Origin of the sequence: Mucilaginibacter mali, from assembly GCF_013283875.1 — a bacterium.
Taxonomy (GTDB): Bacteria; Bacteroidota; Bacteroidia; order Sphingobacteriales; family Sphingobacteriaceae; genus Mucilaginibacter; species Mucilaginibacter mali.
In genome coordinates this window covers 1,246,852-1,270,865 of record NZ_CP054139.1, presented here as the reverse complement: position 1 = coordinate 1,270,865, position 24,014 = coordinate 1,246,852, and the positions used below count along the sequence as shown (strand labels likewise).

Below are 24,014 nucleotides of genomic sequence, written 5' to 3'. Positions count from 1 at the left end.
GGTGGTATTTTGAAAAGCACTGCCAGTGCTACTATCAGCGTTTGTTCCCGTGCTACGCTACAACTCCTCGCCCCCCCGGCTCACAAGGCCAGCGCAGGCTGTGGGGTTTACGCTGCGCCCGGGTTTATGGTTGCGCGGTGGTGCTATAATCAGCTTGTCATTGCGAGCGATAGCGCGGCAATCCCATAGGACAAGCAACGAGGACCTGCCTATGAGATTGCCACGTCGCCCCATTTCACAGATCTCCCCCGTTGCTCCTCGCAATGACATCGGGAGGATGATTGTGCAACAAAAAAAGCGCCCCGGTAACCAGGGCGCTTTTTTAAACTCTTATAGAAGAGAGAGAAGCTTATTTTACAGCATCAACAACTGCTTTAAAAGCATCCGGATGGTTCATAGCTAAGTCGGCTAAAACTTTACGGTTCAGGCCTATCTCTTTAGCATTCAGCTTACCCATTAATTGTGAGTAAGAGATACCGTGCTGGCGTGCGCCGGCATTGATACGCTGGATCCACAAAGCGCGGAACTCTCTTTTTTTGGTTTTACGGTCGCGGTAAGCGTACTGCAAACCTTTTTCTACTGTGTTTTTAGCAATGGTATAAACCTTGCTGCGTGAACCATAATACCCTTTGGCAAGGTTCATGATCTTTTTACGCCTTCTGCGTGATGCTACTGCGTTTACTGAACGTGGCATGTTGTTGTGTTTTGGTAGTGAGTGTCCCGCTTAAGGGAACTTGACGAACTCGAATACCTGGGTTAAAAATTAATTAATTACTTTCCGATACAAAGCATACGTTTTACGTTACCCATGTCAGCATCAGATACTAAGCTGGTGTGACCTAAGTTACGCTTACGTTTAGTAGACATCTTGGTTAAGATGTGGCTTTTGTATGCGTTTTTCCTTGCGATTTTACCGGTTCCAGTAAGCTTAAAACGCTTTTTTGCACTGGAATTGGTTTTCATTTTTGGCATAACTCGATTTTTGTTTTTATCAGACGTATTAACCTATACGTTTTGCTATTATTACTATCCGTGCAATCACTGCACCTTAATTAATTATCTTAATTCTGTCATTTGCACATCTGCATATTCGCACATCTGCACATTAACTAATTACTTTTTGGCTGCCTTTGGCGCAACGGTAAGAAACATCCTTTTACCCTCAAGCTTTGGCAATTGCTCTACCTTGCCTACTTCTTCCAAAGCCTGGGCAAAGCGTAACAGTAATATCTCGCCCTGTTCTTTATAAACAATGGCGCGGCCTTTAAAGTGTACGTAAGCCCTCACTTTTTCGCCTGCTTCCAAAAAGTTGGTAGCATGTTTCAGCTTAAAGTTAAAGTCGTGGTCATCGGTATTCGGCCCGAAACGTATCTCTTTAATAACCGTTTGCTTGGCGTTATTCTTGATCTCCTTCAGCTTTTTCTTCTGTTCGTAAATGAACTTGTTATAGTCCACTACCTTACAAACAGGCGGAACCGCGTTCGGAGAGATTTCAACCAGGTCCAGTTCCTGCTCCTGCGCAATAGCCAGGGCATCGCGGAGCGAATAAACTCCTTGCTCTACATTATCACCCACTAAGCGCACTTCCTGCGCGCGGATGTATTGATTAATGTTGTGTTCAGCCTCTTTCTTCTTGAAAGGCGGCCTCGGACCTCTGTTAAAATTGGGTTTGTTTAATGCCAAGTTATACTGTTATTTCTTTTATTATTTTTTCTTTTAATTCTGCTACCGTCATACTGCCCAAATCGCCTTCACCGTGGCGGCGGACAGATACCAGCCCTTCAGCCGCTTCCTTCTCGCCTACTATTAACATAAACGGTATCTTTTTGATTTCAGCGTCGCGTATTTTACGCCCGATCTTCTCGTCCCTGAAATCAATAAGCCCGCAAATATCGGAATCTTTTAATTCATCTGAAAGTTTTTTTGCATAATCTTCATATTTTTCTGAGATCGGCAAAATAATAAATTGTTCAGGCGACAGCCACAGCGGGAAATTGCCTGCACAATGCTCAATCAGCACAGCCACAAACCTTTCCAGCGAACCAAACGGCGCGCGGTGGATCATTACCGGGCGGTGCTTTTGGTTATCGCTACCGGTGTATTCCAGCTCAAAACGCTCGGGCAGGTTATAATCTACCTGTATAGTCCCCAATTGCCATTTACGGCCAAGGGCGTCTTTCACCATAAAGTCAAGCTTAGGGCCATAAAAAGCGGCCTCACCATACTCTACTACGGTTGGTAAACCCTTTTCGTTGGCTGCCTCGATAATTGCGTTTTCGGCAAGTGCCCAATTCTCGTCGCTGCCAATGTATTTGCCTTTATTCTCAGGGTCGCGAAGGGATACCTGTGCCACGTAGTTATCAAAACCCAAAGCTTTGAATACGTATAACACCAGGTCTATCACCTTTTTAAATTCGTCCTTCACCTGGTCAGGGCGGCAGAATAAGTGCGCGTCATCCTGAGTAAAGCCGCGTACACGGGTTAAGCCGTGCAGCTCGCCGCTTTGCTCGTAACGGTACACGGTACCGAACTCGGCCAGGCGCACGGGCAGGTCTTTATAGCTGCGTGGCTTGGTTTTGTAGATCTCGCAGTGGTGCGGGCAGTTCATCGGTTTTAAAAAGAACTCCTCGCCCTCCTGCGGGGTTTTTATCGGCTGGAAGCTATCCTTACCATATTTCTCGTAGTGTCCTGAAGTTACATACAGGTTTTTGTGCCCAATATGCGGGGTAATTACCTGCTCGTAACCCGATTTTACCTGCGCCTTTTGCAGGAAATTTACTAAACGCTCGCGCAGGGCGGTGCCTTTCGGTAACCACAATGGCAGGCCCATGCCCACCTTTTCAGAAAAGGCGAACAGTTCCAGTTCCTTGCCCAGCTTGCGATGGTCGCGTTTTTTGGCTTCCTCAATCATGGTCAGGTACTCGGTCAGTTCGCTGGCCTTAGGGAAGGTAACGCCGTAAATACGGGTCAGTTGCTTGCGGGTTTCGTCGCCGCGCCAGTAAGCACCGGCCACGTTCATCAGCTTTACAGCTTTTATGAAGCCTGTATTAGGTATATGCGGACCGCGGCACAAATCGGTAAAGTTACCCTGGCTATAAAATGTAATAGCACCGTCGGGCAAGTCCTTAATCAGGTCAAGCTTGTATTCGTCGCCTTTTTCGGTAAAGTATTCAATCGCATCGGCTTTACTTACCGGCTTGCGGATATATTCAGACTTGGTTTTTGCCAGTTCCAGCACTTTATCTTCGATGGCTTTAAAGTCATCCTGCGAGAAAGTACGGTCGCCAAAATCCACATCGTAATAAAAACCGGTCTCAATAGCCGGGCCGATACCGAACTTAGTGCCCGGATAAAGCGCCTCTAAAGCCTCGGCCAGTAAGTGGGCCGATGAATGCCAGAAGGTTGATTTACCATCGGCATCGTTCCAGGTAAGCAGTTTCACATGCGCGTCCTGCTCGATGGGGCGGCTGGCATCCCATACCTGGCCATCAACCTCGGCGGCTAAAACGTTACGTGCAAGGCCCTCTGAAATGGATAATGCAATTTGCGCGGAAGTGATCCCTTTGTCGTACTGACGAACGGATCCGTCGGGAAGTGTAATGTTAATCATCTACAACTATGATTTTTTGTTCAATAAAATATTTAATGGTCAATCACTTACGGGAGTGATCTTTTTTATCGGTACGAAGATACGGATTTTTGGGAGGAATGAAGTTACAAACTTCATTTCATCCGGGGTTTCAGTTATAAACTGAAACCAGTGGTGTGGCCCCGATAGGATAATTTTGCTACGCAAAATTATCCTATCATAAAAGCTTTACTGGCTTCAGTTTATACCTGAAGCCTACAGATAAAGGAAAGTTTGTAACTTCACTAATTCCTGTTAATTTTTATCTTAACAATTAATTTTTGTTTTCTTAAATCGCCGGCAATCCTTACATTAGTCAACCCTAATAAACCGAAGCACAACCGATGATATTTTTCGGAGCTAATTCCACTAAAATAGCCGTTGAACCGATAGAAGATGAATGCACCAATTGCCATACAGCCGGCACTATGGATGCACACATCTTTCAGCGGTACGCGCATATATTTATGATACCACTTTTCCCTGCCGGCAAGTACAGTGTATCGCAATGTAACCATTGCCGAAAAGTGCTGAGGGAACGGGCAATGCCAACAGGATTAAAATTAAGCTGCGATAAAATAAAAACACAAACCCATGCCCCGTTGTGGACATGGGCCGGGTTAATTGCGCTGCTGTTTCTCGCGGTGATCTCGGTATATTAAAACCGGGTATAACTTAACAATAAGTTTAAATCTGGTTGATAATTTAGCCCGTGTTCAGCCATATCTATGAAAAGATACTTCCTGTTGCTACTCCCTATTCTGCTATTTTCGTGCAAAAAAAATAACAGTACATCCCCGGTAATCGGCACATGGAAAGAAACCATGATGATCAACATGGCTTATAACGCAGCTAATGTGGCAACTGCCGCCGATACCATCCCGGTATTAACAACTGGCAGTACTTACTATACCGAATTTATGGGTAATGGCCATTTTGCATCATATACTTTTACCGGCAGCGCAAAAACAGAAATACTGGATGGCATCTACACCTACAATAATGCTACAAAAACATTAAGCCAAACCTGGCAGGCCGGCAGCAGTAATACCAGCAACAACATTGGCCGGATGAGGGCTTCAGCCGGACAAAATGGTAATGATGGATACATCTACAATATCCTGTCGTTTGATGGCAATATCCTTACACTATCGGTTAAAATACCCGATAATGTTTACGGCGCTTATGATGGTGGGCAAACAGCATCGCCTGGATACACGATACAAATCCGCAAACTGATAAGAAATTAACTTCCGATATCTTCGCCGCGGTTATTATATTCCCAATAAAAATTAAAAGCGGTTAAACTATAATGCGCAATAGCCGTCATAGTATGCAATTAACCATTTTAAACTTTATCTATATAAACCTGCATCACATGAAAAAACATTGGCTCATCTGCATGCTTCCTTTCGCTTTAGCCGCCTGCAAAAAAGAAAAGCCTGTTACTCCGCCCGACCCACAGGTTGCCATCATCGGCACCTGGAAGGAGACCGCTATTTATAACAGCACTTACGACAGGGGTGTATTGACCGGAATAGACACCCTATCGGCCATGACCAGCGGCGCGGCCATGTACACCGATTTTTTACCCGGCGGCACCTATGAGGCTTATACATTAACCGGCAATACCCATACCGACCGGGTGTTTGATCACTATAGCTACTCCCCCGAAATATCAATGCTGGGGCAAAACTGGCCGGCAAAAAACATAAACGGCAACCGCACCAATGTAAACCACGTTAAGGAAGGCGCCGCAGCGTTTGAGAACAGCGCGAATATCAATAGTTACACCATCATTTCGCTGAACGAAAGGCAACTGATCCTATCAGAAAAATTACTGGTGTTTGGATACGAGGGCAGCGGCCTGCCGTATGGTTATATTACGCAAACCAGGGTATTAACAAGGCAATAAGAAATTACACATTCCCCCAGCCGCTGGCCAGTACGTCAGCCAGGTGCATCGTTTTAACAGGCAGGCTGTTTTTATCGATATAACCCTGCAGGTGAAGCAGGCACGATGCATCAGTACTGATGATGTATTCGGCCCCGGCTTCGAGCGCGTTGTTTACCTTTTGCTGGGCCATGGCACTTGATATAGCGTCAAACTTAACGGCGAATGTACCTCCGAAGCCGCAGCAGGTATCGTTATCTTTTAATGGCAGCAATTCAAGGCCGTGCACCTTTTCCAGTAACTGGCGGGGCTCGGCCTTTATTTTGCACTCGCGCAGGCCACTACAACTATCGTGGTAAACGGCCCGGCCATCCAGCTCGGCGCCGAAGTAATCGAACTGCAGAATGTTCACCAAAAACTGTGATAACTCGAAGATATTGGCCTGTATAGCCCGGCATTTATTGTGCTTAACGGTATTAAGGAACAGATCGGTATAATAATTCTTCACCATGCCGGTGCAGGATGCCGATGGCGATACGATGATAGCATCTTCCGAAAAATCGTTCAGAAATTTAGCACCCACGGTTTTAGCGTCGTCCCAAAAACCGGCGTTAAAGGCAGGTTGCCCGCAGCAGGTTTGGGCGGGATTATAATCAACCGTGCACCCGGCCTTTTCCAACAGCTTAACGGTGTTCATAGCCGTTTCGGGGTAAAGCTGATCCATAAAGCAGGGGATAAATAATTCTACCTTCATTCCGTACAAATAAATTACGCGGCGCTAAAGTCCGAATTTTTACCGGTACTTTTTTCAGCCCGAAGCAAAGAAAACAATAATACCAGGCCTACAATAAAAAACAGGCCCAGTACCAATACCGAATTACGCGGGCTACCGGTCAACTCCTCAATAAATCCAAAGCTAAATACCCCGCCTACTATCGCTAACTTCTCGGTCACATCGTAAAAGCTAAAGAACGAGGCGGTATCAGGTGTATTTTCGGGCAGGTATTTAGAATAGGTTGAGCGCGACATGGATTGGATCCCCCCCATCACCAAACCAACTACTACAGCCACTATATAAAACTGCGTATCAGTACTGGTAAAATAAGCGGCTATGCAAACACCGATCCATAAAATCACGGTCGCTATCAGTACACGTACGTTACCATACTTGCCCGAAAGCCGCGACATTAAGGTAGCACCAGCAATAGCTACCAGTTGAATAATAAGAATAATAGATATGAGCGAAGCCGTCCCCATATGTAATACTTTGGCCGCGAAGCCCGTAGCCACCAGCATTACGGTTTGCAGCCCCATCGAATAAAAGAAAAATGCAGGCAGAAAGCGTTTGAGCAATGGCATATTCTTCACTTTTCCCCATACAATACCCAATTCAATAAAACCGCCCTTTATAATATGATGATGATGCCCCTGCGCGTTGGGGCTGCCTTTGGGTAATACGGTAAAGGGAATCATGGCAAAACCCATCCACCATAAGCCTACCAGTAAGAACGACAGGCGGGCCGGGAAACTGGCATCAGTGATGTGGAACCACTCCGGCTTCAGCACAAATAAGAAACAGATGAGTTGCAACAGCACGCTGCCAATATATCCGTAGGTGAACCCTTTTGCGCTCACTTTATCCTGCATATCGATCGAAGCAATTTCGGGCAGGTACGAGTTATAAAATACAAAGCCCCCGCTGTAACCAATAGCTGCCAACGCGAAGGCAATTACCCCCATCTCCAGCGTATCTTTAGTAAAAAAATACAGGCAGCAGCAGGATATGGCGCCGATAGTGGTAAAGAACTGCATGAAGATCTTCTTATTCCCCCGGTAATCGGCAATGGACGACAGGATGGGCAGTAGCAATACGATAAGCAAGTAAGCCGCTGATAAGGCGTAATCCTGCAAAGCGGTATTTACAAAGCTGTGGCCAAAAAAGGTTACCCTATCGCCGTTTTTAGCATTTTGTGTGATAGCTACGTAATAGGCCGGGAATATAGTAGAGGTGATGACCAGGTTATAAGCAGAGTTGGCCCAATCGAACATGGCCCAGGCTCTGATAGTTTTGGGGTTGTTTTTGTTTTGCATGCGATGAATTAAAAGTAGGGGATTTTTTAATACTTACAAAAACAATGATCATCAGTCGCCGCTACTCATTTCAGATAATTCAAAAACTCTTCCTTACGGGCCTGATCTAAAAACACGCCCGAATACTCGGCGGTTACTGTGCTGCTGTTTACATCCTTAATTCCGCGCGATGATACGCATAAGTGTGTGGCATCTATCACCACGACCACGTCTTCGGTTTGCAATACCTGTTTCAGTTCGTTGGCTATTTGTATGGTAAGCCGCTCCTGCACCTGCGGCCTTTGCGCGTAATATTGCACAATGCGGTTCAGTTTTGACAGCCCGATAACCTTGCCGGACGAGATATATGCGATATGCGCCTTGCCCACTATCGGCACAAAATGATGCTCGCAGTTTGAATAGAGGATGATATTCTTTTCTACCAGCATCTGGCTATAGCGGTACTTATTTTCAAACAGGCTTATCTTAGGCTTATTAGCCGGATCCAGCCCGCTAAAGATCTCTTTAACATACATCTTAGCTACCCGGCCCGGGGTACCCTTCAGGCTGTCGTCGGTTAGATCCAAACCCAGCGTTTGCATAATTTCCCTAAAGTGATAGGCGATCAGCTTTATCTTTTCCGTGTCGCCCATATCAAACGCGTTGGGGCGCAAAGGGGTATCGTACGATGTACCGATATGCTCATCGCCCAGCATATCTTCCAGTAAAAGTTCAGTCTCCGGTATATTCAACAAAGTTTCGTTCTGTTTCATAAAGTACTATAGTTATCTTTTTATCACCATCAACCATGGGCCGCAGCACATTGTAAATTACGTAAGCGATGTGCTCGGCCGTGGGGTTCAGGTGTTCAAATTCTTTGGTATCGAGGTTTAAGCTTTTATGGTCGAAGCGCTCAATGACGTTGGCTTCAACTATATCTTTCAGCGCGCGCATATCCATCACATAACCTGTTTCGGGATCTACAGCGCCGGTAATTTTAACAATAAGCTGGTAATTGTGGCCATGATAGTTGGCATTATTGCATTTGCCAAACACTTCGCGGTTTTGTTCGTCGGTCCAGTGCGGGTTATGCAGACGGTGGGCTGCGTTAAAGTGAAAGGCACGGCATAAAGTAATGTTGATCATGGCCTGTTATTGTTCAATCACAATTTTATCTTCGGCCACACCCAGACTGCCCAGGTTATCTATCACTGCCTGCGTAAACGCATCAGGGCCACAGATATAATAAAAAGCATCCGGGCTGATATGTGCCTCCAGTAAATTACGGTCAACCCAGCTGCCCGGCAGCGATTTGTTACGGGCCTGTTCTAAAACATGCTTGCAATCGTTGCCTAATAATTCGTTAAGTTCTGCTTCCAAAATAATATCGCCGGCAGTGCGGTTAGCAAACAATAGCGTATTACCTGCCAGTCCGTCTTCCTTTTTTAACTGCCGCAGTATGGCAATAAATGGTGTTATTCCTGCGCCGCCTGCAATAAACACGCCCGGGCCGCGATAATTAATGGCGCCAAAAACTTCATGCACGATCAGTTCATCGCCGGGCTTAACGCTGCCCAGCTTTTCGGTGATGCCATTGTGCCCGGTGTATATTTTAATAATAAACTCCAGGTGATCGTCATCTACCATAGATGTAAACGTAAAGGGACGCAACTCGCCTTCCAGGCTGGGCAGGTTAATGGCCACGTCGGTAGCCTGACCGGGTATAAAATTATACCCGGCAGGTTTTTCTACCAAAAAGCGTTTTACATTATGTGTGAGGGTATCTACAGCTAAAACTTTAACAATATACTTATCCATCTATTTTAATTTTTAGCAATTTCAAGGGCCGAAATTTTAGCCAGGCAGAAAGCGCCGATGGCCATTACAATATCGCGTACGGCTACATCAAGGTAGTTACCGCTGCTTAACAGGCTTAAAGCGATCAGTACCAGCCAGGCGCTCACCAAATAACCAGCCTTTTGCGGGGCGATCAGCACCAGCGCGCCGGCCACTATCTCAATAACGCCGACTATCATCATAAATACATGTTCGCTAAAGGGCAGCATTGCTTTTTGCCCGGCGCTAAGGTAATGGCCCCAATCGGTAAGCAGGTTGGTGAATTTGTCGGCCCCGGCCACTACGGGTACCAGGCCATAAGTAAACTTCAACAGGGTTTGCACCATTTTAATGATTTTTGCTTGATCTTCCATAATTGTTTAATTTTTATACATTAGAGCTTAGCTGTTAAAAAAGGGTTACAAAATATATTTTCCATCATTTTGTAACCCTTTTGCCGCCCGATACTCTATCCTTTAAATTGCTATATCATATGACAAAACCCGAGCGACCGGCGCCACCCACTGATGAAGAGATTGTAACCCGGATATTGAACGGCGAACAGCATTTGTACGAGCAACTGATGCGCAAATTCAATACGCAGTTGTACCGCATCAGCATGTCGATCGTTAATGATGACAAGGAGGCCGAGGATATTATGCAAACGGCTTATATTAATGCCTACCGGCAGCTGGCCAGCTTCAGGCAGCAATCAAGCTTTAATACCTGGCTTACGCGTATCCTGATCAACGAAAGCCTGCTGCGCAAAAAACGGAGGCAGCATATGGAAAAGGCACTAAGCGAAAGTACCCCGCAAACCCAACACAGCCATACCCCTTTAGATGACCTGATGAACAAGGAATTAAAAACAATACTGGAAAAGGCGGTTTTAACACTGCCCGACAAATACCGGATGGTATTTGTAATGCGCGAAGTACAGGGCATGAGCACCTCCGAAACCATGGAAGCGCTGGACATTGGCGAGTCGAACGTAAAGATACGCCTTACCCGCGCTAAGGAAATGCTACGCGCCGAGCTGAACAGCTACTGGCAGCCGAAAGAGCTTTTTGAGTTTAACCTGGTGCGCTGTGATGTAATAGTTAACCACGTGATGCAGGCAATTAACAAGTAAAATGACAGCGCAGCGAGTGACCCTAACGACCGCGAAGCAAATGACGCTTTAACCCTTAAACTTCGCCAGCAAACCCCTCACCTGCTGCTGAATTTTGTTGCGCATAAAAGGCGTCCAGCCCAATAGCCAGCCTGCAAATCCCATGGCCTGTCCGGCCCATTTCCAAACGTCGAAGCTATCGGTATGCTTTACGATCAGGCCGTCCCGAAACTCAAATTGCGCGGATACCCGGTTTATCACCTTCCTACCGGTGCGGCTGAAGGTATATTCGGCTACCCAAAGGGCGCTGCCGGTTTTGTCATCGGCACTTACATTACTAAAAGTTACCTTTACGCCCTTGTTTTGCAGCAGCATGCGCCACATGCTTTTGGCATCATCACCATGTAGTGTATCGAATGCAGGGTCGGTAAAGGTTATATCATCGGTATAGCAACTTATCATACCGTTGGCATCGCCATTGGCAAACGAACTGTAAAACTTTTCGATCAGTTGTTTATTATCCATGATTTTTGCGTGATTGATCAGCACAATGTACATCATTTAAGTACAACCCTAAGTGCTATCTTCAAAAATTTCAAACAAAGGATACGGCATGCTATTTATATGCGTGTATGGCTTCGTCAAAAACATCAATATATGGGGCGCTGGTTGCTAACCTGCTGATCGCTATCACCAAGTTTATAGCCGGCATTATTGGTAAAAGCGGGTCGATGATATCCGAGGCCATCCACTCGCTGGTTGATACGGTTAACGAGGTTTTACTGTTGTTAGGTATTTACCGCAGCAAAAAGGAGCCGGATTCGCTGCATCCCTTTGGCTACGGCAAGGAACTTTACTTCTGGTCGTTCATTGTGTCCATCCTCATCTTCGGGCTGGGCGGGGGCATATCAATTTATCAGGGCATCGTCCACATCCGCGAACCGGAACCGCTGGGCAACCCGCTGATGAGTTATTGGGTACTGGGCTTATCCGTTCTTTTTGAGGGGGCATCGCTTGTAATCGCTATTAAGCACTTTAAGCAGGTGCGCGGCCAAACCCCGTTTTGGGAAGCTGTGGTAAAAAGCAAGGATCCATCCAACTTCCTGGTACTATTTGAAGACAGCGCCGCCGTGGCCGGCCTGTTTGTGGTGGGCATTTGCCTTTACCTGAACCAACGATACAATATGCCGGTGTAACCGCGTGGTGGAGATCAACCACAGCCTTAGAATACACAAGCAGATAGCGAAAGAAAGACTGAATACCGAAAAGGGCATCAAATACCGAAAGCGACGGCCCGCAGATATCGAACCGGTGTTCGCCAACCTGAAGCATAATCACGGCTTCAGGCGATTCCTGCTGAAGGGAATGTCCAAAACCGAGGTCGAAATAGGATTATTATCCATCGCACATAACCTCAGAAAGTGGAAAGCCTGATAAAAAAGGCTTTTTATCCGATAAAAACACCTGAACCAACTCAAAAAAATCGAAAGCAGGCTGATACAGTCCCGCTTTCCTAATAACTCATCTAAATCGGCATCAACGAAAAAACCGCCTCATAATTGAATTATGAGACGGCCTCTTCTTTTATGCCTCAGGTAATCTTTTGCTTTATTTTTAGCAAATTACACCAAGGAATATCCGGCATTGCGTATATTTGATAGTATAGATCGCTATCGAACACCAGGTTTACAAAGTCTCTTTGTTTAAAGTGTCTGGTTGTGTGGATCACATAACATGGAAACGGAAACAATATCATTCACCGCGTTATATAAATTTTGGGAACGGAATACTCCGGGATATAAAATATCAAATAATACAATTCCCGGCGAATGGGAAACGCAAGTATATAGTTTATCTTCATATGGCAGAGGAACGGAAGAAGCGTTGAACTATTTATATTCAAAAAACCCATCCTTCGACGCGTTTATTGACTGGCTGGGCCAAACAAAACTTTCAGAGCAACCGGCCGTTTTCAGTGATGTATCACTAACCGCAGAGGACCTGGATTTTTGGGATAGGAATGGCTATTTAGTAGTTAAAAATGCTGTAGCTGAGGAAGATGCAGTTGCCGCAAGAAATGCTATATGGCAGTTTCTTGATGCTGATATAACTGATCCCGCCAGTTGGTACAAGTTTCACCCCGAAAAAAAAGGATTAATGCTTAGTTTCTTTCAGCACACGGCTCTTGAAGTAAACAGGAGGGCTGCAAAGATCAGGCAAGTATACCGGGAACTGTACGGCGAAACGGATATCTACCTTTTAGTAGATAAAGTAAGTTTCAATCCGCCTGAAACAAACTTTTATACATTTGCAGGCAGCCCGCTTCACTGGGATGTAAGCCTGCAATTACCTATACCTTTTGTTTTGCAGGGATTGTTATATCTGAATGATGTAACCGCTGCAGACGGAGCCTTTCATTGTGTGCCCGGTTTTCATAAAAACATAGACCAATGGATGGCCGCATTACCCGCCGGCGCCAGTCCCAGGGTGGCAGCATTGAATGAATTAACACCTGTCGCTGTGCCGGGAAAAGCAGGCGATCTCGTGATATGGCACCAGGCATTGCCGCATTGTGCTACCCCAAACAAAGGGAAAACGCCGCGTATGGTACAATATATAACCTATAAGCCGGTAAAAACAGTTACTGCGGATATCTGGAAGTAAACAATTTAAAGCTTTATTATCCCGAGGCGCTAATTTCAAGCTCATAACCGTTGTCGCGTATCACAACAATGTTGATGTTTGAGTCAGCTTCTGGTTTTTCCTGAGTTTTGACATGAACATATTCAGGTTGCGGCCCACTATAACACCTTCATCTTCCCATATCTGTTAGTAGAGCTGGCAGAGTGGTCGATCGTGGCAGCCTTGAAAATCGTTGACTATGACAGATCCTGGGGTTCGAATCCTCTGTCTGCCCATGTGATCGTTGGAGAAATTATCCCAAGAATTACAGAATGTATAAACAAATTAAAATCCTTCAGCAAAACCAATAATGATGATCAATATTAACGATAAAACAAATCAATTATAAAATCTTAAATCCCGGTAATTAAAAACAAAGCCATATTTATGTATCGATCACTAAATTTAATTAGTGAGAATTTCTTTAATAACAGCTAAAATTCCATCAAGGTGTTCTAATAGATTCCCATTCACTCGGCAAGATGAGTATCAAATTAATCAAAGTCAGAGAGGGGCCTTGTTCAAACAATAAAATCAATAGCTCAAAATATCTATTGCTGATTTCGATTGATTCTGATAATTGGGGCCCGCACTGAACTCATTATGCTTTTGACATTTAATTTCTAACGGCAAAAACTTTCTAACATTGATAACAAACTCCTATTTATAAAATGTAAAAGTTTGTATGCCCGCTTTTAATGCGATTACCTTACCTTTTGCAACGAAACGACCAGTCAGGTTCGGCGGCAGTTCAACCTTTGCCAAATATCCCCCATCGGGCTGTTTTTTATAGCTTACCTTTATTTGACCTTTGGGATGTGGCATTGTACCCGATATATCAGTTAAGCTACCTGGGTTGGGGGCTATCAGCACTTTGTTAAAACCGGGGGCATCTGTATCTATACCACAAATAGTCGACAGGAAATCGTAACATGGGCTGGCGCTCCACGCGTGGCAATCCGAGCGAACATTGGGTTCCAAAGTTTCGGGGAAGGTACTGAAGCCCTGCGCCAGCATATCCTTCCAGGGTTGCAGGGTGCTGATATATAAATTGCCCATACCTGCCTTTTTGAGCGCGCGCGCATAATAAAACCGGTAGTATAACGATGTTCCGATAAGCGAACGGTCAGCTATGATCTGCTGCATGGTTGCCGGCTGATCCTTCCCCGGGATGCAATCCGTTAATATCGACCAGATGTTGGCATGCTGGCTGAATGATCTCTTTTCCGGAGAGTCAGCTAAAAGCTTTTTGCCGGCATCATAACAATTACGGTAAACAGCCTGCCGTATTTGCAAAGCCAGTTTGCTATACTGAGCGGCTTTTTGCGCTTGCCCTGCCTGTGCATATAACTGCGCGGCCTGTTGCAAGGTATAAACATACTGCAACGATAATATGGCTGAATTACCATCCATGCCGCCCGGCGGGATGCCTTTAAAGGTAAAGGACCAATCAACAAAGTTCCAGAAGGGTAGTTGGCCCAACATACCGGTACGCGGGTCTATCCGATGCTGAAACCATTGCAATATGGCTTCCATGGGTACCAGGTACCTATCCACAAATGGGTAGTCGTCCCGGTACCGGGAGTAATCATGCAACATCGAGATCCAGAATAAGGAGAACGGAGGAATAAACTTCCCACCGCCTGCCGGGTAGGCATCCATGGTTAAGCCATCGGGAATCTGCGATTGATGAAATTGTTCGATGGCATTGCGCATCAGCCGGTCATCGCCCGATACATATAAAGAGATCAACGCTTGTATGCGGGTATCGCCAACGTATTGCAATTGCTCGTAATACGGGCAATCCATATAAGTTTCGTTGGCACACAAGCGAGCGGTACGCCAACTGGCAGTCCAGATATCGGTTAGCGATTTATCATTCGATGTAAAAACGGCGTTCTCTTTAAACGGATAAGCCGTAAACACCGATTGCAACCTATCCAACACCAACGGCTGGCTGCCGGTTGTAATATCAAACTGGAGGTAGCGGAATGTGCGCGTCCACAACGGACGGAATAGCCTGCCTGTGCCGCCATCGGGCATAAAAACATCATAATAACCCTTTATACTCTTCCCTGCAATTTCATTACGGTTTCCTTTCAAGCCCTTACTGTCAAATAACGATTCGGCATAAGTTATCTTTACCTTACTATCGCTTCCCTGACTAAATGTAATTTCGGGATAGGCCGTGGTTAGTGTTTCCCTGTCGAATAAAATGGTAGCGGTTGTATTGGCCGGGATATAGACGGTGCCATTGCTGTCAAACGCCTTTACTATTGTAGCCTGATCCATTCCCTGCACCCGCGCAATGCCGGTTATGGGTTCAGGTGTTTCCTCCATCATCGGGATGGCGCGCGGTTTAAGGATGCGCTTTTCGGTATAATAGCGGGCCTTGGCTTCGCTTACCGGGGTGAGCCAGTTTTTATCATCGTAATCGGGATTTTGCCAGTTAAGCGGGTAATTTTTAAATATCACGCTATCGCAACTGCCAACGATGTACGATGCCAGGCGCGATGCAGGGAAAGGCTCGGCAAAGTAACCCTCGTTTTTTATGATGCGCCAGGTACTGCCGGTATTTACCAGTTGCTCATTATCGCCATTACCTTGTAAAATAAACCCGGTTTGGGCCGATACCTGCGCCGCGGGAGCGCCGCCACCCATATGCCATAGTTGCGCTGCCAATACGTTTTTACCCACTTTTAGCCATGGGGCAATATCAATGGTTTCATAATTCCAGTTGCGCAAGTCGCCACGTGCCGGGCCAAAGCATACCGGGGTGCCGTTAACAAACAAGCGATATCGCTGATCGCCCGAAACATGCACTACAAACGTGCCCGGTTTAGCTGCCAACTCAAATGTTTTACGCAGGTGGTATACGCCATACTCTTTTAGGTTTACGCCCGGGCAACCGATCCAGTCGGCATTCCAGGTGGTTACGGGTGTGGTAATTTTACTGTCCTTCATTTGCGCCTTGGCCTGGTAAACTAACGTGAATATGAAAAGCACAACAAGGCATCTCTTTATTAAGAAGTAGGCGTTTACACGATTATTCTTATGGCAGATATTTAACATGGTGCGGATATTTATTTGTTTTGATTGTTAAAGCTTCAGCCAGCCCTTATACTTATTAAAGCCTGATACCCAAAGCTGATTATTTGCCGTGCCGGTTAATTGTACCAAAGGCTTGCCTTGCGGGATAATTAACGGTTTATTAATGCTGATATCCTTGCTGTTTATTATTTTAATTGCCGCTGTATTACCCGCTGTTGCCGGTAAGCTAACCTGGTTTAACCTGCCTTTTATAACGTCATCTATAATAATGGATGCCCGGTGGTCGGCATTTCTAAGTTTAAACTTAACCTGGCTTAAACTGATATTTTTTACATGGCGGATAAAGAAACCGCTTGAGGGATATACCTGTCCATACATCCGGTTTTCGGGATAGGCTCCGGGGTTTTCTTTCAACAGGCTATCTGCTTCGGCAGTTGTGCCGGTGCCCATGTTATTCAGGGTGATATTGCTTAGCTTTACATCTTCTACATATACTCCGGGAAATGCCGTAACCGAGCTGCTCATTTTACTATAGCTCACCGCATCGATATTGTTAATGGTGATATTGCTGATGCTACCTGCGCCTTTTGTATTTATCCCGCCGCTTGCGGTGTTGTAAAAGCTTTTATCGCCGGCTTGTTTATTACCGCGGTTACCCAATACCACAAATATGGGCGTTTGCACATCACGCATTTTTATATTAGCAATGTGCACGTTATCAATCACCCCACCATCAACCGATTCGATAGCGATTCCGGAGATAACGGTTACAGGCTGCCCGATAAATTGCAGGTTCTTCTGCCAGTGACGGATATGATCGGCCGAGGCCTTTTGTATGGTGCAGTTGGTTATATTTATATTCTTAAACCCGCCGCTTGATGCCGTGCCGAACTTAATGGCGTTGCAGTTACTGGCTATGCTGCAGTTACGCACGGTAACATCTTCTACCACAAAATTTTTGCTGTGGCTTTTCAGGCATACACCGTCATCGTCGGCATCTATCTTGCAATTTTCTATCAGCACGTGCCTGGCGTCAATATCAATGGCATCCTGGTTATAGTTCGATTGGTTGTAGATGGTTAAGCCCTTCAATTCCAGGTATTCGCAGCTTAAATAGTTTTGCAGCCAGTAAGCCGAGTTGGTAAGCGTAATATCGTGCAGGGTGATATGCTTACTATTGATGATCAGCAGCATGCATGGCCTAAGTTTACTGGCAGGGGTATCATCGTTACCTAAATTAAACTCGCGGCTATCGCCGCTGCCGTTGATAGTGCCTTTGCCTGTGATGGAAATATCATTAACTCCTTCGGCAAGTAAAAAAGCTTTGTTGGCACGGGGTTTCCCGCCCGAATACGTAAACGAGTTTTGATACTGCACGGCATTATCAGGATAATTTTTAAAGTAAGGGCTGCCTTTTAGTTCGCCCCCATCGTTTATTACGATATGCACTCTACTTTTCAAGTGCAACGTACCCGACATAAAGGTACCCGCCGGAATAACTACCCGCCCGCCGGTTTCGGCACATTTATCAATAGCGGATTGTATAGATTTGGTGTTCATGGTTTTGCCATCGCCCACGGCGCCAAAATCTTTTATATTATAGGTTTGCGCCATCGCGTTACAGCAAAGTATTAGCATCACGATGGTTATTAAATTACCTGGTCTCAAGCTCATCTTCTCCTTGAAGCTATTTTTTATATAATTGATACACTTCTGTACCGGCCAGTAAAAACGCGCCCACGCCGTAGGTATTGGTGCTATTGTAATTAGCAGCAATTGGGCCGCTGCCTACATTTTGCACATACCCCAGTTTCCCATCCGGGTGCACTGAAGTTATCAGCGCGGCCCATGCCTTGTTTACCAAAGGCAGGTATTGTTTTTTTGATAGTAGCCCGTGGTTAATACCCCAGGCAAAGGCATAGCAATAAAACGCAGTGCCACTGGTTTCTTTTTCGTTAAATGTTACCGGGTCAAGCAGCGATGCATGCCAGCTGCCGTCGGGTTGTTGCAGGGCGGCTATCCGGGCGGCTATTTCTTTAAATTGCTGCTGGTATAATTTACGGTTCTTAAAGTCCCTGGGCATCAGTTCAAGCATGTGGGCCAAGCCTGCAATCACCCAGCCATTACCGCGCGACCAAAAGATCTTTTGCCCGTTCTTTTCGCGCTGGGTAAAAAAGCGGTTGTCTCGATAATACAAGTGTTCCTGCTTATCGTACAAATAGGCGGACGTCTTCCACCAAAGCGAATCGGCTTTGTTAAGGTATTGCGGGTTACCCGTAGCTTTTGTTAATAAGGCCAGCCCAACCGGCCCCATATACAAGGCATCGCACCAGGCCCATTCCTTATGAGTGATCTCGGCAGATATGGCCAGCGAGTCGTTAAACCGGCGACGCACAATGGTATCGGCTAGTTTGGTCCACTTGGCTATCATTTTAGGTTGATGATGCTCCAGGTACATGGCAGTATACATTTGGGCAACACAGTAGTCATCAGCAAACAGGCGGTACGGACCGGTATCCCAGTTGTGCTTCTCGCCTATGTTGTATAAGAACCGATCGTAAGCCGGGACATTATTGAGTTTTTTCAGGGCGATGATACCTGTATAAAGCGCGCCGTTCTCCCACCCTATTTCCGAACTTTTTACATGTCCCTGCGCAAACTCGCCAATTTGCCAAATGACTACCTTATCCATCGCACGCCGTATGGAATCGAGCCTTAACATTGCTTTTTGCTGTGCCGAAGCAGCATTTATTAACCCGGCAAATAAACCAATGATCAGAATTTTTTTTATCATGCTGGCAGTAAATAAAATACCCGGTTACCAACCGGGTATTTTTTATTAAATATACTTAGTAGCCCGGGTTTTGCGGGAACGATGTCGACGTTCCCTCCGTGCGGTCTATTTGCACCTGCGGTATAGGGCGCAATATATGATAAGGTTTAATTAGTAAAGTAGCCACCGGGTTATATTTTTGAACCCGCTCTAAAAGTTTACCCGTCCGCACCAGGTCCGTCCATCGCATAAACTCGCCAGATAATTCCCTTGCTCTTTCGTCCAAAATAAAATCGATGTTCATATCGGCAGCGGTTACCTGCATAGCAGCAGTATTGGCAGCGGTAATAGCCGGTGTTGAACCCTGGATGATAGATCTTGCCCTTAACGCGTTAATATAAGTTGCAGCTTCAGCCTGCTTTCCGCTCATGGTCAATGCTTCGGCAGCTATCAGGTAGGTTTCACCTAAACGATAGATCGGGAAATCCTTGATACCACGGCTATCGTTTACAGTGGCTCTTAACGAATCTTCAAACTTTTTATTTTGTGGCCATAAACCCACCTCGTAAGTGCTTGGTGTTAGTACAGTATACTTGTATTTGGCTTTTTGCGCCGCGGTGATATCATGGTCGAGTATGGATATGCAAGTATCGCCACGGGCCATTATAATGCCGGTATTTCCATTAATGGTAAACGCGGTAGCCGCGGTGTTAGGCGCGTTGCACAGCCAAACTGTTTTAAAGGTTTTAGCAAAGCGGCTGTCAGCAGTTTTATTATATAAATTTACCATGTAGGCTGTAGGCCGGTAATGCCCAAACGGCCGGCCGTTGGCCAAATCGCGGGTTATGCCCGGTTTGCCTTCATATCCAGCGCAAAAATCAAAATTAGCGGCATTCCAGGCGCTGATATTTGAACCTGAAGCCGGGGCCACGGTTGGCTCGGACACGATATTGTTGCTAAACTGGCAGGCCAGCATCGTTTCGGTATTGGGCTTGCTGGGTTGCGCCCAAAGTTCAGAAAAATCGCTAACCAGCTTATAGCCACCGGTAGCAATAACATCTTTGGCTATAGCAGCCGCATTGTCATAGTCGGTAGCTACCGCCGCGGTGCTGCCGGCACGGGTTAAGTATACCTTGGCCAGCATATGCTTGGCCGGGGCAATGGTTACCCGCCCGTAATCGCTGGTGGTAGCGGGAAGGTTAGCAATGGCAAAGGTCAAATCTTCGATAATAGCTTTATAAACATCGGCGATAGGCGCACGGCTGGCCACTTTCGAAGCTGAACGGGTTGAGGAAAGCCTTAGATCAAGACCGCCGAATTGCTGCACAAGCAGGAAATAATAGTGTGCCCTTAAAAACCTCACTTCGCCCATGCGGATGTTTTTCAGCGTTTGTGTCATGCCCGTAACCGCTGGAATATTCTCTATCATGGTATTGCAATCATTAATACCGATGTACAAAGCGTTCCAGATACCGCCGGTAGTACCGTTGGCAGCGTTTAAATTGGCGGTATAATTGGCATAAGTGGCATCCGCGTTGCCATTTTGATATTCGTCGGTACCAAACACAGTCATCCAGCCGGCGCTTTGCGAGCCGTAATACATTCTTAAGGTAGCGTAGCACCCTTTCACACCGTCTTCTATACCGGCAGGTGTATTTAGGTATAAATTTGATATCTGCGTGCGAACGTCCTCGTCAAGCAGTTTTTTACACGCCGAACTAAGTATAACTATACCTGTAAAAGCGATAAATAGTATTTTCTTCATGATCTTTTTATATTAAAATCTAACATTTAACCCCAACAAGTAATTAACGGTAGCCGGCGAGTCGGTGATCTCCGGATCGGTGCCGTAGTTTTGGTGCACGTAGGATGAAAATATGTACGGGTTGGTCACATCAAAATACAATCTTACAGACTTAGCGCCGATCTTTTTCATCCACGCCGATGGGAAGGAATAACCCAGATCGACGTTGCGAATACGCAGGTACGCGCCGTCAAAGTATTTCAGCGTGCTGCCAAATACCACACCCGGGTTACCCGATGTGCCGCTTATTGGCCTTGGGTAAGCATTGGTTGGGTTTTGAGGTGTCCAGTAGTCGCTGGATACTACGTTATAACGCCCGCCAAAGGCAATAGTATTTTGCCCGGGGGCAGTGTGAAATGTACTTACAATCTGGTTGCCGGTAACACCCTGCATAAACACGCCCAAATCGAACCCTTTAAAGGAGAAGCGGTTATTGATACCAAACGTATACTTTGGTGTCGGCGATCCCAGGATAGAGCGGTCATCCGGATCGATCTTGCCATTGCCATTCTGATCGGCCACCCTGATCTGACCTATGGATGAACCATATTGCGTGGCCTGGGTTTCGCCCAATTGCCATATACCAATCTTCCTGTAATCGTAATTTACGTTAACAGGCGCGCCAATAAACAGTGATGAGCCGATATCATCCACCTTGCCTGAAGTGAGCGATACGATCTCTTCCTTATTAAATGCACCGGTCAAATCGGTGGTCCAGTCAAAGCCGCCTTTTTGTTTTGCTACGATGTTGCGGGTAGATAAGCTTAGCTCGATACCCCGGTTGCGGGTATTACCCACGTTTGAGGTTACCTGGCTAAAGCCGGTTGATTGTGGCAACGCGAAGCCCAATAACAGATCGAACGTATTGCTGCGATAGGCTTCGATGGAGCCGGTAACCCTATCGCCGAAAATTCCGAAGTCTAAACCAACGTTGTATGCTTCGGTCGTTTCCCATTTCAGGTTGGGGTTGGGGATACTGTTTGGATAATAGCCCAGTGCAGCTACGTCATTAAAGTCGTAATAGGTACGACCAAGCACGGCCAGTGTGCCATAAGAATCTACGGCGGTATTACCTGTGCGACCGTAGCTGGCCCTTAACTTCAGGTTGCTGATGAAGCTCATTCTTTTGATGTAGTCCTCATTGATCATGTTATAAGCCAATGCCGCCGACGGAAAGAAGCCCCATTTGTTACCCGGCGCAAAAACCGATGAACCATCCGCACGCGCGGTCAGGGTCAACAGGAAGCGGCTATCGTAATTATAGTTTACGCGCCCCATGTACGATAGGATATCGAACCTGGAATAGGTGCTGGTAATACCCGTCATGGTACCCGACCCCAGGTTATTATAAGTGGTTGTCGCCACCGGCAGATCTTTAACCGCTGCCGATCCTGTTTCGTTTACCCGCTGCTGCACGCTGTAAAGCCCGGTAAAACCAATTTTATGCTTGCCGAATGTTTTGTCGTAGCTTAAGATATTCTCAAGCGTGTACGAAAAAATGTATTCGTTAGCGGTACCGGCGGTTGGTAAAGTGGTGCCGGTATTTGTGCTGCTAAATTGCGACCTGAAGCTGCCGGTACGGCTGTTGCTGATATCCGGACCGAAATTCACGCGTAATTTTAAACCGTCCCATACTTCGGCCTGGGCATAAAAGCTGCTAAGCACCCTGGTCCTTTTCTCAAGCTGGATAACGTTGTTATTTACATAATCAAACAAAGGGTTATACATCAGTGGGTCGCCTGTAGGATAAGAGGCCAGGTTACCGCTGGCATCGTACGGCGTACCGATAGGTATCTGGCCTACCGCTGCAGGGATGGGGTTTAACCCTGCATTGTTCCGCTCGGCGTACGAGCCCAGCATAGAAACGCCCATTTTTACGTGTGCACCGATATCCTGATCAAGGTTTACACGCAGGTTGTATCGGGTGTAATCCTGTGTTTTAATGTAACCCTTATCCTGGTAATAACCTAACGAGATATTGTAGCGGGTTGTTTTTGAGGCGCCTAAAACACTCAGATCGTGATTTTGCTGGAAGCCACGCTGGGTAACCTCGCGCTGCCAGTCGGTGTATTGCCCCGCGGCTATCGCAGCCAGTTCGTAGGTCGAAAATATCTTCGCGTCAGAAGCAACGGGATCCGCATCGTTATAAGTATTTGGCGCCGGCAGCGAACGGGCTGCCTCACGCCTGAAATCTACATATTGCGGACCGTTTAAGTTATGGATATACCGGCTGATCTTTGTTACGCCAACATAACTATCATAATGCACGTCGGGCTGACCGTCGGCACGTTCCTTGCCACGCGCGGTTGTAATAATAATTACGCCGTTAGCGCCACGTGAGCCGTAAATAGCAGTCGCCGAAGCGTCTTTAAGCACATCCATCGATACGATATCGTTTGGGTTAATATCGTTAAGTCCATCATTAGTCGGGATCCCGTCTATCACATATAAAGGGTTATTACCGGCTTTGATGGAGCGGTGCCCCCTTAAAAGCACCGATGGCTCGGCACCAGGCTTGTTTGAGCTTTGTGTTACCACAACACCCGCCACGCGGCCCTGTAACAGCTGCTGTGGGTTAGTTACCGGTACTTCGCGCAAAGTTTTTTCATCAATGTGCGATACAGCGCCGGTTACGTCGATACGCTTTTGGGCACCGTAACCAATCACTATCACATCGTTTAAGTTGGTGGTGGCATCCTTAAGCGCGATGGTGATATTAGTTTGGCTGCCTACGGCCACCTCGCGGGTAATGTACCCCACGGAGGATACAACCAGGACGGCGCTGCTACCGTTTACGCTCAGTTTAAAATTACCCTGCGCATCAGCAGCTACGCTGTTTTTGGTATTCTTTTCAGTGATGGTGGCGCCTGGCAGGGTTTGCCCTTTTTCGTCGGTCACTTTACCGGTGATATCGATATTCAGTCGGTCTGCCGTTCTGCTAACAGACTTACCGGCGGCCTGCACCTGGAGTATACCACCTGCCGGTAGCATACCGGCTAAAATTATGGCAGCTTTATATAAACAGCGTCGCCCGCCGTAAATAAAAAAATTAAAGTTTTTACACATATGTTTGGTTTATAAGTTGGTTTATATTTTGTCGATACCTGGTTGGCTACTGCCCGGGCTGGCAGGGCCTGGCATATTGGTTTGGTATAAAAGGGTATG

The 24,014-nt window shown here is 46.3% G+C and carries 23 protein-coding genes; 7 read left to right on the top strand and 16 right to left on the bottom strand.

The genetic code is table 11. The features are described 5' to 3' along the window. Window positions 1-349: 349 nt before the first annotated feature. The 4 genes from rplT to thrS form a co-directional block, all read right to left on the bottom strand. Window positions 350-694 carry a 50S ribosomal protein L20 gene (gene rplT / locus HQ865_RS05475; protein WP_173413920.1) on the bottom strand — a complete coding sequence of 115 codons (345 nt, stop codon included), beginning with the start codon at window positions 692-694 and terminating at the stop codon, window positions 350-352. Between the two features lie 77 nt (window positions 695-771). Next, a complete protein-coding gene (rpmI, locus tag HQ865_RS05470) occupies window positions 772-972 on the bottom strand; it encodes a 50S ribosomal protein L35 (protein ID WP_173413919.1) in 201 nt (66 codons plus the stop codon). A 141-nt stretch (window positions 973-1,113) separates the two neighbouring features. Then, the gene (infC, locus tag HQ865_RS05465; RefSeq protein WP_173413918.1) at window positions 1,114-1,683 is read right to left on the bottom strand and encodes a translation initiation factor IF-3; all 570 of its coding nucleotides are present in this window, start codon (window positions 1,681-1,683) and stop codon (window positions 1,114-1,116) included. 1 nt (window position 1,684) lies between these two features. Beyond that, window positions 1,685-3,610 carry a threonine--tRNA ligase gene (gene thrS, locus HQ865_RS05460; RefSeq protein WP_173413917.1) on the bottom strand — a complete coding sequence of 642 codons (1,926 nt, stop codon included), beginning with the start codon at window positions 3,608-3,610 and terminating at the stop codon, window positions 1,685-1,687. A gap of 362 nt (window positions 3,611-3,972) precedes the next feature. On the opposite strand from thrS, the gene HQ865_RS05455 reads away from it, so the two are divergent. The 3 genes from HQ865_RS05455 (at window position 3,973) to HQ865_RS05445 (ending at window position 5,543) form a co-directional block, all read left to right on the top strand. After that, a complete protein-coding gene (locus HQ865_RS05455; protein WP_173413916.1) occupies window positions 3,973-4,290 on the top strand; it encodes a zinc ribbon domain-containing protein in 318 nt (105 codons plus the stop codon). A 66-nt stretch (window positions 4,291-4,356) separates the two neighbouring features. Next, entirely contained in the window at window positions 4,357-4,878 is a 522-nt protein-coding gene (locus HQ865_RS05450; RefSeq protein ID WP_173413915.1) for a hypothetical protein, read from the top strand. A gap of 128 nt (window positions 4,879-5,006) precedes the next feature. Then, window positions 5,007-5,543: a hypothetical protein gene (locus HQ865_RS05445; protein WP_173413914.1), complete on the top strand. Its 537-nt coding sequence runs from the start codon at window positions 5,007-5,009 to the stop codon at window positions 5,541-5,543. A gap of 4 nt (window positions 5,544-5,547) precedes the next feature. On the opposite strand, the gene HQ865_RS05440 is transcribed toward HQ865_RS05445, so the two are convergent. From HQ865_RS05440 to HQ865_RS05415, 6 genes are all read right to left on the bottom strand, one after another. After that, a complete protein-coding gene (locus HQ865_RS05440; protein WP_173413913.1) occupies window positions 5,548-6,276 on the bottom strand; it encodes a (Fe-S)-binding protein in 729 nt (242 codons plus the stop codon). A gap of 14 nt (window positions 6,277-6,290) precedes the next feature. After that, the gene (locus tag HQ865_RS05435) at window positions 6,291-7,613 is read right to left on the bottom strand and encodes an MFS transporter (RefSeq protein WP_173413912.1); all 1,323 of its coding nucleotides are present in this window, start codon (window positions 7,611-7,613) and stop codon (window positions 6,291-6,293) included. Window positions 7,614-7,678: 65 nt separating this feature from the next. Next, complete coding sequence (gene folE, locus HQ865_RS05430) at window positions 7,679-8,365, bottom strand: GTP cyclohydrolase I FolE (protein WP_173413911.1); 687 nt, start codon at window positions 8,363-8,365, stop codon at window positions 7,679-7,681. Continuing rightward, window positions 8,325-8,738, bottom strand: coding sequence for a 6-pyruvoyl trahydropterin synthase family protein (locus tag HQ865_RS05425; RefSeq protein ID WP_202020454.1), 414 nt, complete (start codon window positions 8,736-8,738; stop codon window positions 8,325-8,327). Before HQ865_RS05425 ends, folE begins: the two co-directional genes overlap by 41 nt. A 6-nt stretch (window positions 8,739-8,744) precedes the next feature. Next, a complete protein-coding gene (locus tag HQ865_RS05420; RefSeq protein WP_173413910.1) occupies window positions 8,745-9,410 on the bottom strand; it encodes an FAD-binding oxidoreductase in 666 nt (221 codons plus the stop codon). 5 nt (window positions 9,411-9,415) lie between these two features. Next, window positions 9,416-9,802 carry a hypothetical protein gene (locus HQ865_RS05415; protein WP_173413909.1) on the bottom strand — a complete coding sequence of 129 codons (387 nt, stop codon included), beginning with the start codon at window positions 9,800-9,802 and terminating at the stop codon, window positions 9,416-9,418. 119 nt (window positions 9,803-9,921) lie between these two features. Between HQ865_RS05415 and HQ865_RS05410 the strand changes: the two genes are divergently transcribed. Continuing rightward, window positions 9,922-10,560 (top strand): RNA polymerase sigma factor, encoded by a 639-nt coding sequence (locus HQ865_RS05410; protein WP_173413908.1) that lies wholly within the window; start codon window positions 9,922-9,924, stop codon window positions 10,558-10,560. Window positions 10,561-10,608: 48 nt separating this feature from the next. Here the strand turns inward: HQ865_RS05410 and HQ865_RS05405 are convergent, their stop codons facing one another. Continuing rightward, a complete protein-coding gene (locus HQ865_RS05405) occupies window positions 10,609-11,064 on the bottom strand; it encodes a nuclear transport factor 2 family protein (RefSeq protein ID WP_173413907.1) in 456 nt (151 codons plus the stop codon). Between the two features lie 107 nt (window positions 11,065-11,171). On the opposite strand from HQ865_RS05405, the gene HQ865_RS05400 reads away from it, so the two are divergent. From HQ865_RS05400 to HQ865_RS05390, 3 genes are all read left to right on the top strand, one after another. Continuing rightward, window positions 11,172-11,735 carry a cation diffusion facilitator family transporter gene (locus tag HQ865_RS05400; RefSeq protein ID WP_173413906.1) on the top strand — a complete coding sequence of 188 codons (564 nt, stop codon included), beginning with the start codon at window positions 11,172-11,174 and terminating at the stop codon, window positions 11,733-11,735. Between the two features lie 7 nt (window positions 11,736-11,742). Next, the gene (locus HQ865_RS05395; protein ID WP_173413905.1) at window positions 11,743-11,973 is read left to right on the top strand and encodes a transposase; all 231 of its coding nucleotides are present in this window, start codon (window positions 11,743-11,745) and stop codon (window positions 11,971-11,973) included. A 300-nt stretch (window positions 11,974-12,273) separates the two neighbouring features. Next, window positions 12,274-13,203, top strand: a complete 930-nt coding sequence (locus HQ865_RS05390; RefSeq protein WP_173413904.1) for a phytanoyl-CoA dioxygenase family protein — start codon at window positions 12,274-12,276, stop codon at window positions 13,201-13,203. Window positions 13,204-13,881: 678 nt separating this feature from the next. Here the strand turns inward: HQ865_RS05390 and HQ865_RS05385 are convergent. From HQ865_RS05385 to HQ865_RS05365, 5 genes are all read right to left on the bottom strand, one after another. Further along, window positions 13,882-16,227: an alpha-L-rhamnosidase-related protein gene (locus HQ865_RS05385; protein ID WP_202020453.1), complete on the bottom strand. Its 2,346-nt coding sequence runs from the start codon at window positions 16,225-16,227 to the stop codon at window positions 13,882-13,884. 93 nt (window positions 16,228-16,320) lie between these two features. Next, a complete protein-coding gene (locus HQ865_RS05380; RefSeq protein WP_173413902.1) occupies window positions 16,321-17,910 on the bottom strand; it encodes a glycoside hydrolase family 28 protein in 1,590 nt (529 codons plus the stop codon). A 49-nt stretch (window positions 17,911-17,959) separates the two neighbouring features. Beyond that, window positions 17,960-19,066 (bottom strand): glycoside hydrolase family 88/105 protein, encoded by a 1,107-nt coding sequence (locus HQ865_RS05375; RefSeq protein WP_173413901.1) that lies wholly within the window; start codon window positions 19,064-19,066, stop codon window positions 17,960-17,962. A 55-nt stretch (window positions 19,067-19,121) separates the two neighbouring features. Next, the gene (locus tag HQ865_RS05370) at window positions 19,122-20,810 is read right to left on the bottom strand and encodes a RagB/SusD family nutrient uptake outer membrane protein (protein WP_173413900.1); all 1,689 of its coding nucleotides are present in this window, start codon (window positions 20,808-20,810) and stop codon (window positions 19,122-19,124) included. Between the two features lie 12 nt (window positions 20,811-20,822). After that, on the bottom strand, window positions 20,823-23,915 hold the full coding sequence (locus tag HQ865_RS05365; protein ID WP_173413899.1) for a SusC/RagA family TonB-linked outer membrane protein: 3,093 nt from the start codon (window positions 23,913-23,915) through the stop codon (window positions 20,823-20,825). Window positions 23,916-24,014: the final 99 nt, after the last annotated feature.

What these genes read in the sequence shown, in the direction of transcription:
- HQ865_RS05400 (WP_173413906.1), top strand. Translation starts at nt 11,172, where the DNA reads ATGGCTTCGTCAAAAACATCAATATATGGGGCGCTGGTTGCTAACCTG.
- folE (WP_173413911.1), bottom strand. Translation starts at nt 8,365, where the DNA reads ATGAAACAGAACGAAACTTTGTTGAATATACCGGAGACTGAACTTTTA.
- HQ865_RS05365 (WP_173413899.1), bottom strand. Translation starts at nt 23,915, where the DNA reads ATGTGTAAAAACTTTAATTTTTTTATTTACGGCGGGCGACGCTGTTTA.
- HQ865_RS05380 (WP_173413902.1), bottom strand. Translation starts at nt 17,910, where the DNA reads ATGCTAATACTTTGCTGTAACGCGATGGCGCAAACCTATAATATAAAA.
- HQ865_RS05455 (WP_173413916.1), top strand. Translation starts at nt 3,973, where the DNA reads ATGATATTTTTCGGAGCTAATTCCACTAAAATAGCCGTTGAACCGATA.
- HQ865_RS05440 (WP_173413913.1), bottom strand. Translation starts at nt 6,276, where the DNA reads ATGAAGGTAGAATTATTTATCCCCTGCTTTATGGATCAGCTTTACCCC.
- HQ865_RS05410 (WP_173413908.1), top strand. Translation starts at nt 9,922, where the DNA reads ATGACAAAACCCGAGCGACCGGCGCCACCCACTGATGAAGAGATTGTA.
- HQ865_RS05420 (WP_173413910.1), bottom strand. Translation starts at nt 9,410, where the DNA reads ATGGATAAGTATATTGTTAAAGTTTTAGCTGTAGATACCCTCACACAT.
- rpmI (WP_173413919.1), bottom strand. Translation starts at nt 972, where the DNA reads ATGCCAAAAATGAAAACCAATTCCAGTGCAAAAAAGCGTTTTAAGCTT.
- HQ865_RS05445 (WP_173413914.1), top strand. Translation starts at nt 5,007, where the DNA reads ATGAAAAAACATTGGCTCATCTGCATGCTTCCTTTCGCTTTAGCCGCC.
- rplT (WP_173413920.1), bottom strand. Translation starts at nt 694, where the DNA reads ATGCCACGTTCAGTAAACGCAGTAGCATCACGCAGAAGGCGTAAAAAG.
- thrS (WP_173413917.1), bottom strand. Translation starts at nt 3,610, where the DNA reads ATGATTAACATTACACTTCCCGACGGATCCGTTCGTCAGTACGACAAA.
- HQ865_RS05370 (WP_173413900.1), bottom strand. Translation starts at nt 20,810, where the DNA reads ATGAAGAAAATACTATTTATCGCTTTTACAGGTATAGTTATACTTAGT.
- HQ865_RS05390 (WP_173413904.1), top strand. Translation starts at nt 12,274, where the DNA reads ATGGAAACGGAAACAATATCATTCACCGCGTTATATAAATTTTGGGAA.
- HQ865_RS05405 (WP_173413907.1), bottom strand. Translation starts at nt 11,064, where the DNA reads ATGGATAATAAACAACTGATCGAAAAGTTTTACAGTTCGTTTGCCAAT.
- HQ865_RS05450 (WP_173413915.1), top strand. Translation starts at nt 4,357, where the DNA reads ATGAAAAGATACTTCCTGTTGCTACTCCCTATTCTGCTATTTTCGTGC.
- HQ865_RS05415 (WP_173413909.1), bottom strand. Translation starts at nt 9,802, where the DNA reads ATGGAAGATCAAGCAAAAATCATTAAAATGGTGCAAACCCTGTTGAAG.
- HQ865_RS05375 (WP_173413901.1), bottom strand. Translation starts at nt 19,066, where the DNA reads ATGATAAAAAAAATTCTGATCATTGGTTTATTTGCCGGGTTAATAAAT.
- HQ865_RS05435 (WP_173413912.1), bottom strand. Translation starts at nt 7,613, where the DNA reads ATGCAAAACAAAAACAACCCCAAAACTATCAGAGCCTGGGCCATGTTC.
- HQ865_RS05425 (WP_202020454.1), bottom strand. Translation starts at nt 8,738, where the DNA reads ATGATCAACATTACTTTATGCCGTGCCTTTCACTTTAACGCAGCCCAC.